Origin of the sequence: Synechococcus sp. BO 8801 (genome assembly GCF_002252675.1) — a bacterium.
Classification (GTDB): Bacteria; Cyanobacteriota; Cyanobacteriia; order PCC-6307; family Cyanobiaceae; genus Cyanobium.
This window is the reverse complement of the sequence record NZ_NQKY01000018.1, coordinates 37,834-45,345: the sequence shown is the minus strand read 5'-3', so window position 1 is coordinate 45,345 and position 7,512 is coordinate 37,834. Positions and strand designations below refer to the sequence as shown.

The 7,512-nt window shown below is 65.9% G+C and carries 11 protein-coding genes and 1 pseudogene; 6 read left to right on the top strand and 6 right to left on the bottom strand.

From position 1 onward, the window contains the following. From CJZ86_RS17005 to CJZ86_RS12580, 3 genes and pseudogenes are all read left to right on the top strand, one after another. A pseudogene (locus CJZ86_RS17005) lies at nt 1–542 on the top strand (MFS transporter); the annotation flags it as partial. Further along, a complete protein-coding gene (locus CJZ86_RS12585) occupies nt 535–957 on the top strand; it encodes a VOC family protein (protein WP_094586306.1) in 423 nt (140 codons plus the stop codon). The pseudogene CJZ86_RS17005 and the gene CJZ86_RS12585, both read left to right, overlap by 8 nt. Further along, nucleotides 954–1,538: a DUF1349 domain-containing protein gene (locus tag CJZ86_RS12580; RefSeq protein WP_094586304.1), complete on the top strand. Its 585-nt coding sequence runs from the start codon at nt 954–956 to the stop codon at nt 1,536–1,538. The genes CJZ86_RS12585 and CJZ86_RS12580 overlap by 4 nt, the downstream gene beginning before the upstream one ends. Here the strand turns inward: CJZ86_RS12580 and CJZ86_RS12575 are convergent. The 6 genes from CJZ86_RS12575 to CJZ86_RS12550 all read right to left on the bottom strand — a co-directional run bounded on the left by CJZ86_RS12575 (nt 1,514) and on the right by CJZ86_RS12550 (nt 5,858). Further along, nucleotides 1,514–1,978, bottom strand: a complete 465-nt coding sequence (locus CJZ86_RS12575) for an AAC(3)-I family aminoglycoside N-acetyltransferase (protein WP_094586302.1) — start codon at nt 1,976–1,978, stop codon at nt 1,514–1,516. The two genes, CJZ86_RS12580 and CJZ86_RS12575, sit on opposite strands and share 25 nt — an antisense overlap. Next, a complete protein-coding gene (locus tag CJZ86_RS17000; protein ID WP_158219562.1) occupies nt 1,975–2,391 on the bottom strand; it encodes a DUF3592 domain-containing protein in 417 nt (138 codons plus the stop codon). The genes CJZ86_RS12575 and CJZ86_RS17000 overlap by 4 nt, the downstream gene beginning before the upstream one ends. Before the next feature lie 415 nt (nt 2,392–2,806). Continuing rightward, complete coding sequence (locus tag CJZ86_RS12565; RefSeq protein ID WP_158219561.1) at nt 2,807–3,328, bottom strand: GNAT family N-acetyltransferase; 522 nt, start codon at nt 3,326–3,328, stop codon at nt 2,807–2,809. 102 nt (nt 3,329–3,430) lie between these two features. Then, nucleotides 3,431–3,769: a bleomycin resistance protein gene (locus CJZ86_RS17650; RefSeq protein WP_353615226.1), complete on the bottom strand. Its 339-nt coding sequence runs from the start codon at nt 3,767–3,769 to the stop codon at nt 3,431–3,433. 125 nt (nt 3,770–3,894) lie between these two features. After that, complete coding sequence (locus tag CJZ86_RS12555) at nt 3,895–4,683, bottom strand: PhzF family phenazine biosynthesis protein (protein ID WP_094586294.1); 789 nt, start codon at nt 4,681–4,683, stop codon at nt 3,895–3,897. 203 nt (nt 4,684–4,886) lie between these two features. Then, nucleotides 4,887–5,858 (bottom strand): integron integrase, encoded by a 972-nt coding sequence (locus CJZ86_RS12550; protein WP_094586292.1) that lies wholly within the window; start codon nt 5,856–5,858, stop codon nt 4,887–4,889. Nucleotides 5,859–5,960: 102 nt separating this feature from the next. Between CJZ86_RS12550 and CJZ86_RS12545 the strand changes: the two genes are divergently transcribed. The 3 genes from CJZ86_RS12545 to CJZ86_RS12535 are packed head-to-tail and all read left to right on the top strand — an operon-like array spanning nt 5,961 to nt 7,481. Then, nucleotides 5,961–6,215: a type II toxin-antitoxin system Phd/YefM family antitoxin gene (locus tag CJZ86_RS12545; RefSeq protein WP_094586290.1), complete on the top strand. Its 255-nt coding sequence runs from the start codon at nt 5,961–5,963 to the stop codon at nt 6,213–6,215. Beyond that, complete coding sequence (locus CJZ86_RS12540; protein ID WP_094586289.1) at nt 6,199–6,600, top strand: type II toxin-antitoxin system VapC family toxin; 402 nt, start codon at nt 6,199–6,201, stop codon at nt 6,598–6,600. The genes CJZ86_RS12545 and CJZ86_RS12540 overlap by 17 nt, the downstream gene beginning before the upstream one ends. Continuing rightward, on the top strand, nt 6,597–7,481 hold the full coding sequence (locus tag CJZ86_RS12535) for a GNAT family N-acetyltransferase (RefSeq protein ID WP_094586287.1): 885 nt from the start codon (nt 6,597–6,599) through the stop codon (nt 7,479–7,481). The genes CJZ86_RS12540 and CJZ86_RS12535 overlap by 4 nt, the downstream gene beginning before the upstream one ends. The last annotated feature ends 31 nt before the right edge of the window (nt 7,482–7,512 follow it).

Genomic DNA, 7,512 nt, shown 5'->3' with positions numbered 1-7,512 from the left:
GGCGGCCGGCCGTGGGGCTGAGCGGGCTGGTGCTGCTGGCGGCGGTGGGCCTCGAGGCCTCGATCGGCACCTGGGCCTTCAGCGTTCAGCACCTGGGCCGCTCCCAGGCCGCAGTGGCAGCCGGCATCGGCGTCAGCCTCTACTGGCTGGGGCTGACGGCGGGCCGCTTCGGTTTCGGCGGGCTGGTGGGGCGGCTGGGGGTGATCCGGTGGATCAGCGGCTCGCTGGCCCTGCTGTTGGCGGCCCTGATCGGCTGGTCCGGTGGGGCCGCGCCCTGGCTCGCCCTGCCGCTGGCGGGGTTCGGCCTGGCCGGGATCTTTCCCGCCACGATCCTGCTGATCCCGCGGCGCCTGCCCGTCGCCCTGGTGCCGGCCGCCGTCGGCCTGGCCACCAGTGCCGCCAGCGCCGGTGCGGTGGCCGTGCCCACCTCGCTGGGCTGGATCGCCGCTGACCTGGGGCTCGCCGCCGTGCCCGCCCTGCTGATCCCCGTGGGGCTGGCCCTGGCCGGCCTCCATGTCCTTCTCCTGCCTCGCCATGGTTGACATCGGACTGACCCATGTGGCCCTGCCCGTCACGGATCTGGAGCGGAGCCTGGCCTTCTATGCCACCTACACCGGCCTGCGTCCCGTCCACCGGCGGGACGGCGGGACGGGGCTGCGCGTCGCCTGGATCAGCGATGGCACCCGGCCCTTCGTCGTGGTGCTGATCGAGAGCGGCGTGGTGGAGGCGCCGTTGCGGCCCCTGGGCCATCTCGGGGTGGGCTGCGCCAGTCCGGAGCGACTGCTGGAGCTCTGCGCAATGGCCCGCAGCGAGGGGGTGCTGATCGCAGAGCCGCGGGACGATGGCCCGCCCGTGGGGCTCTGGGCCTTCCTGCGGGATCCCGACGGCCACACCCTGGAGCTCTCCTACGGCCAGGAGATCGGCCTCGCCTCCACCCCCACCCCTGAGACGCCATGAACCTCGACAACGACCTGCAGTGGCTGAACGAACCGCCGCGATGGGAACGAGAGGCCGCCACCGGCCGCCTGCGGCTCTGGCCGTCGGGCCGCACCGACTTCTGGCAGCGCACCCACTACGGCTTCGAGGCCGACAACGGCCATGCCCTGCTGCGGGAGATGGACGGTGATGGGCTGCTCACCTGCCGGGTGACGGCCCATCCGCGGCACCGCTACGACCAGGCCGGACTGCTGCTGCGGCTATCGCCGGCCTGCTGGATCAAGACCTCGGTGGAATTCGAACCGGACGGCCCCAACCGGCTCGGCGCGGTGGTGACCAACGCCCAGGCCTCCGACTGGTCGACCCAGCCCCTGGCCCGGGAGATCCGCACGGTGTGGTTCCGGCTGCGCCGCGAGGGCCGCGATGTGATCGCCGACGCCAGCCTGGATGGGGAGGACTGGCAGCAACTGCGGATGGCCCGGCTGCAGGAGCTGGGCGAGACGGGACCGGCACAGGTGGGGCTGTATGCCTGCAGCCCAACGGCGGCGGGATTCCAGGCGGAATTCGATCACGTCGCCTACGCGCCGGGAAGAATGTCGTAGTGCATGACGTCTTCCCGGGTGCCGAGCTTGGTGTAGAGCGCGACCGCTGGGTCATCGCCGTAGTCGGCCTGGACGTAGATCACATGGATGCCGCGCTGCTGGGCGATGCGCCTGATGGTGTTGATGAGTGCGGTGGCGATGCCCCGGCGCCTGAACTCCTCCGCGACGGCCAGGTCGTAGATGTAGAACTCGCTGCGCTCCTGCTCAAACTTGGGAAGGACGTAACCGGCCAGGCCGCCGACCATCTGGTCTGCCGCAAAGGCGGCGACGGCCATGAAGGTGTCGCTGGCCAGGAGCCTGGTGAGGTAGGCGTCACTGGGTTGATGGTGGAGGTAGGACTCGGGGTCGTCGAAGGCGTCGCTGAAGAGGCCCAGCATCTGGCGAAGCGCCGGGGCGTCCGTGGGGCCGAGGACCCGGATCGAAGCGGGGCGGTGGCTCATCGGAGGGCCAGATAGACAGCGAGGACCTGGAAGCCGACACCAAACGACAACCAATAGGGCCAATCCGACGGTGCGGTGTTGTCGAGGACGGCGGATGCCGGATGGCGTGGGTTGTAGTAGACCCTGACCCTGCTTCCCTGGGGGTAGGGCTTGATGACCGACTCCATCGCCGCACGGCTGACGCCGTACCCGGAGAACGAAGCGCGGAAGCCAACGTAGGTTTGGCCGCCAACTTCATAGTGATAGCGAAGAATGGGCTTGGTCGTTTCCAGGCGTGCGTCGTCCACGCGAGATTCGGTGACGCGACCCATGACGCTGGGCCACTGCCGGCACTGCTGGGAGCGCAGCTTCAACCACACAGACAACCACACCAGGGCGGCGCCTGCGAGGAGCGAGAACGCAGCGAACACCATGGGTACAGATGCGAAGCCAGCTCTTGAGGTTACGCAGTAGCGGGTTACGCCGTACTGCCTGGAGCAGACGGGATGCAGCTGGCTACCTCGGCCAGAGCGTCGCAGGGACCATCGAGCGGCACCGCTCTCGGGCAGAGCTTCTGAAGCAAGGCGAGAACGTGATTGACGTTGAGCGGATCCATCGACCCCCAGCGCATGGGCGACCAGAAACGCAGCAAGAATCCCGCGCGGCGCGTTGCTGATGAGATCCGAGCCTGACCATGTCCAGAACTCCTGAAAGGCGACGCCTAGTGGGATGCCATTCGCGTGTAGGGGCTGTGAACCGCTCTTGCGGTGAGTTTCGAGTCGCTCGTGGTTCATCGTCAATCGCCACTAATCTGCCTAACGTTTGCTTCTGCTGCAGCAGCAAGCGGCGTCATACCGCACCCAAGTCGGCGCGCCCGCTGAGCGGCCGGGCGTACACGAGGAACTCTCGGGTTCCGTCGCGGAAGTCGCGGCTCGGCACCCGCTCGAACTGGAGCCGGTGGTAGAGGCGCTGGGCGGTGGTCATCGCGGCTTGCGTCCACAGCCAGGCAACGGTGGCGCGCTGCGCCTCAGGGGCGTCGAGGAGGGCGGTGACCAACGCTTCGCCGACGCCACGACCGCGGGCATCGGCTCGCACGGCCAAGAGATGCACCTCGAGCTCATGTGCGGCGGCGATCCGGCACGCGGGCCCGCCACCGGGGACGAGGGTGACGGTGCCGAGCAGCGTGCCCGACGCATCGTGTGCGCCGAACGTGAACCCACGCGCATGGACCGCGTCCGCTCGGAAGAGCGCGGTGGCGCGGGCCGCCTCCGTGAAGCCGGCGGGGACGTAGGCGTCGTGGAGCAGTTGCTCAAGCGCCGCGTCGTGGCGCGGGCTGCGGACAAGCGGCTGGATAATGAACTCGTCGATCACGCGCGTCGGTAAAACGTTCGAGTGAACCGGCCGGCCGTAGCGGGTCCGGTGGTTCAACGAGGGGTTAGGCGGCGCTGTGTCCGGCAAGGCGTGCACCTGGCCTTAGATGACTTGGCCAATGCGCAGGAGATTGCCGTCAGGATCGACGATGGCAAACTCTCGGAGACCCCACGGCTTGTCTTCGAGTCTGTCCATGCGTGGGATACCTGTGCGTGGTAACCCAAGGGCTGAGCACGCTTTGTAGAAAGTATCTACGTCTTGGACTCTGATATAGCAGCCAGATGAGGACTCTGCAGGTTGGAGATCCATGTGCGTGAAGAAATGCAGTTCGACTGCACCACGCCTGAAGATAGCGTAATCGCTGTTGAAGGGGTGCGCTCCGCCTTCGAAGCCGAGTCGTCGATAGAACTCTGTAGTCGAGGCGACTGATCGAGATGGCATCGTAGGGATGGCGAGATCGTAGTTCTGCATCGTGGTGGGACTCTCTTTGTTTGCGCCGCCTAACGCCTAGTTAACCTGTAATTTCGGTACGAAGTTATCAGGTTGAACTAGATGTTAGATTGCTCCTAATCATCAATTTCGATTTCTCCTGTCTTGTATGTTACTGCATATCCAGCAACACTTACGCAGTCGCCGCAGTCTTCACAATAGAGGTCGCCACCACGAGCCGAGATCTGCTTTGCTCTTAGTTGCCTCTTGCCTATTTCATCAGACCAATATGGAATCAGTGAGCAGTGTGCAGAACCCGTAACTGGATCTTCAAGAATTGTTGACTGTGGTGTGAAGTAGCGAGATACGAAGTCTACAGAAGAACCTACTGAAGACACGCACAAACCACCCGGATCAAGATTAATCTGGTTAAAGATCGCCGTGTTGATCTGTAATCTAGCTACTTCATCCTCTGTGTCGTAGATGAATAGATAATCTCTGGCCTTCAAGACCTTAGAGGGTTTGAGACTGACAGAATCAAGGAGTAACTCTGGTGCGATGGCAGACTCGGGTACGCGCCTTGGGAGCAACATGGTTATTCTACCATCGGAAATACCGACATTGAGTTCATCAGTGTTTGAGCGAAACGTCACATTCTTTGTGGGTTCGAGATAGTTTGCTACAACATGGGCCGCAGCTAGAGTTGCATGACCGCAGAGGTCCATTTCAATATCCGGTGTGAACCATCGAATCTTGTAGTTACTCTGCTTGCCAACAATGAACGCCGTCTCGGCCAGACCATTCTCTTTTGCAATACTCATCATTGTTTCATCAGAGAGCCAATAGTCCAAAATACAAACACCAGCCGGATTTCCGGTAAAGATCTTCTGGGTGAAGGAGTCAATATGGTAGTAGGGTATCCTCATTTGGTCTCCAAATTTCCTCAGTCAATCTAACGCTAAATGGGCGGACCCGGTTAAAGCGTCCATGCTTCAACCCCCATCAGCCTAAACCAGTTAAGGCATGTGTGTAGAAGTCCTTGATCCACAGCCTGACGGCAAACGATGCCGGGCTCATCCAGCCACAGGTCCCAAGCCTTAGGCGGACCCGCAGAAGACCGTTCAGTGGGCTACAGCAAGTCGGCCGGACTGCTGACGCCTAGGGGCCCGCGGTTCAGCACATGGGTGTAGATCATGGTTGTCTGCACATCCTGATGCCCCAGCAGTTCCTGGATCGTGCGGATGTCCTGGCCCCGCTCCAGCAGGTGGGTGGCAAACGAATGGCGAAAGGTGTGCGGTGTCGCCGGCTTGATGATCCCCGCCGCCAGCACCGCCCGCCGCACAGCCTTCTGGATCAGGCTGGGATCGAGATGGTGCCGGCCCTGCTCTCCGCTGGCTGGATCGCGCCAGCGTTGCCGCTGCGGAAACACCCACTGCCAGCCCCATTCCGCGGCAGCGTTGGGGTACTTCCTTGCCAGCGCATGGGGCAGCGACACACGGCCGCAGCCCTCGGCAAGATCCTGACGATGCACCTCCCGCACGGCAACCAGATGTGCCTGTAGCTGCTGGCCCACACTGGTGGGAAGCAGGGTGCGGCGATCCTTGCCGCCCTTGCCGTCGCGCACCGCTAGCTCATGCCGGTGGAAGTCGAGATCGTGCACCCTCAGCCGGAGGGCTTCCATCAGCCGCAGGCCACTCCCATAGAGCAACCCGGCCACCAGTCCCTCCACGCCGGCCAGCCGCTCCAGCACCGCCCTCACCTCCTGGGGCGTCAGCACCACCGGCAGCCGCCGCCTTGTCCGCGCCCGCACCAGATCTTCCAGCACCAGGTCGTGCCCCAGCAGGTCCCTGTACAGAAACAGCAGCGCCGCCAGCGCCTGGTTCTGGGTGGAGGCGCTCACCTTCCGCTCCACGGCCAGGTAACTCAGAAAGGCATTCACTTCGGTGCTTCCCATCGTCCGAGGGTGTCGCAGGCGGTGAAACCGCAGGAACCGCCGCAGCCACTGCTCATAGGTGTTCACGGTGCGGCGGGCGTAATGGCGCACCTGCAGCTCCTCGCGATAGCGCTGGATCAGGCCGGGGGCGCTGCTGGCGTCAGCCATGGGCTCAAGCGTGTGGGTGGTCTCTTGAGGGTTCCCCAGCCGGGCCCACTCCCCATCCACACGCTCTCTAATCTGTACATACCCCATGTACAGACGCCCTCCATGGCGCGCGTCTCCGTGACCCACCTGCGCCAGAACCTGCCGGCCTGGCTCAAGCGGGTTCAGGCCGGGGAAGCCATTCAGGTCACCTCCCACGGCCGGGTGATTGCCCGTATCGAGCCGGAACAGGACCCGGCCGAGGAGGCGCGCCGCTGGCTGGAGGGGCTGGCGAGCGGCGTCACGCTGGGGGATGTCATCACCTCGATCGCCGATGGCGACGCCGATCTCGAGGGCGCCGGTGATGCTGACCATCTGTGACACCCATGTCCTGCTGTTCTGGGCCCATGAACCGGCCCGGCTCTCCCGTCGCGCCGCGGCGGCCGTGGAGCAGGGGCGCGCCCAGGGCCAGCTGGCCATCGCCGACATCAGCCTCTGGGAGCTGGCCCTGCTCCACGAACGCGGACGCCTGAGCCTGCCGGACGCCGTGCCCCCGGCGCTCTACCTGCGCCGCCTGCTCGAAGCCCTGCGACTGGAGGTGCTGCCGATCACCGCTGAGATCGCCCTGCTCTCCCGTGGCCCCCAGTTCCGCCATGGCGATACGGCCGACCGTCTCATCGGCGCCACGGCCCTGCAGGGCCGGCGGCCCCTGATCAGCGCCGACGACAAACTCCGCGCCATTCCCGAACTGGAGACGATCTGGTGAGCGCCCCCCTCGTCATCCGCCCCCTGCAGAGCGCCGACATCGCCACCGTGACCGGCTGGGCGCGGCGGGAGGGCTTTGCGCCGGGGGTGGGCGATGTGGCCATCTACCGCCAGACCGACCGCCAGGGCCTCTGGGTGGGCTGGCTCGGCGACGATCCGGTGGGGTGCATCGCCGGGGTCCGCTACAACGCCGCCTACGGATTCATCGGCCTGTTCCTGGTGGTGCCCGCCCAGCGGGGTCGGGGCTACGGGGTGCAGCTGTGGAAGCAGGCGCTGGACCATCTGGCCGACGTGCCCTGCATCGGCCTGGAGGCCGCCCCCGACCGGATCGACGACTACGCCGGCTGGGGCTTCGCGCCCGCCTCCCCCACCACCCGCTGGCAGCGGCTCGCCGCCCCAGGCAACCCAGCCCCGCCGCCCGCTGCGCCGGAGCCCCCCTGGTGCCTGTTGGAGGGCGGCGCCATCCCGGCGACCGCCGTGCAGCGCTTCGATGCCGAGCGGGAACCCTCGCCCCGCCCCCACTTCCTGCGCCAGTGGCTGCGGCATCCGGCCGGCACGGTGCTGGCCCTGGTGGACCGGGCCGGCGCCTGCCATGGCTTCGGGCGGGTGCGGCCCTGCCTGCTGGCCGACGGCGACGGCTGGCGCCTCGGGCCCCTGGTGGCCGGCAGTCCCGCCGCCGCCCGGGCCCTGCTGGAGGGCCTGCTGCAGCGCCATCCCGGCACGGTGCTGATCGATGCCCCCGGCGCCAATGCCGCCGCCGCGCCGCTGCTGGCATCGCTGGGGTTCAGCCCGGCCTCCCGCACCCTGCGCATGTACCGGGGCGTGCCGCCGGCGGTGTCGCTGGCGGACGTGTACGGGCTGGCCTGCCTGGAGCTCGGCTGATCGCTATCCACGGATGGTACCGTTAATCAGT

Coding starts and splice junctions, on each gene's coding strand:
- CJZ86_RS12545 (WP_094586290.1), top strand. CDS start 5,961: ATGGCGCGCGTCTCCGTGACCCACCTGCGCCAGAACCTGCCGGCCTGG.
- CJZ86_RS12540 (WP_094586289.1), top strand. CDS start 6,199: ATGCTGACCATCTGTGACACCCATGTCCTGCTGTTCTGGGCCCATGAA.
- CJZ86_RS12580 (WP_094586304.1), top strand. CDS start 954: ATGAACCTCGACAACGACCTGCAGTGGCTGAACGAACCGCCGCGATGG.
- CJZ86_RS17650 (WP_353615226.1), bottom strand. CDS start 3,769: ATGCCATCTCGATCAGTCGCCTCGACTACAGAGTTCTATCGACGACTC.
- CJZ86_RS12550 (WP_094586292.1), bottom strand. CDS start 5,858: ATGGCTGACGCCAGCAGCGCCCCCGGCCTGATCCAGCGCTATCGCGAG.
- CJZ86_RS12585 (WP_094586306.1), top strand. CDS start 535: ATGGTTGACATCGGACTGACCCATGTGGCCCTGCCCGTCACGGATCTG.
- CJZ86_RS17000 (WP_158219562.1), bottom strand. CDS start 2,391: ATGGTGTTCGCTGCGTTCTCGCTCCTCGCAGGCGCCGCCCTGGTGTGG.
- CJZ86_RS12575 (WP_094586302.1), bottom strand. CDS start 1,978: ATGAGCCACCGCCCCGCTTCGATCCGGGTCCTCGGCCCCACGGACGCC.
- CJZ86_RS12555 (WP_094586294.1), bottom strand. CDS start 4,683: ATGAGGATACCCTACTACCATATTGACTCCTTCACCCAGAAGATCTTT.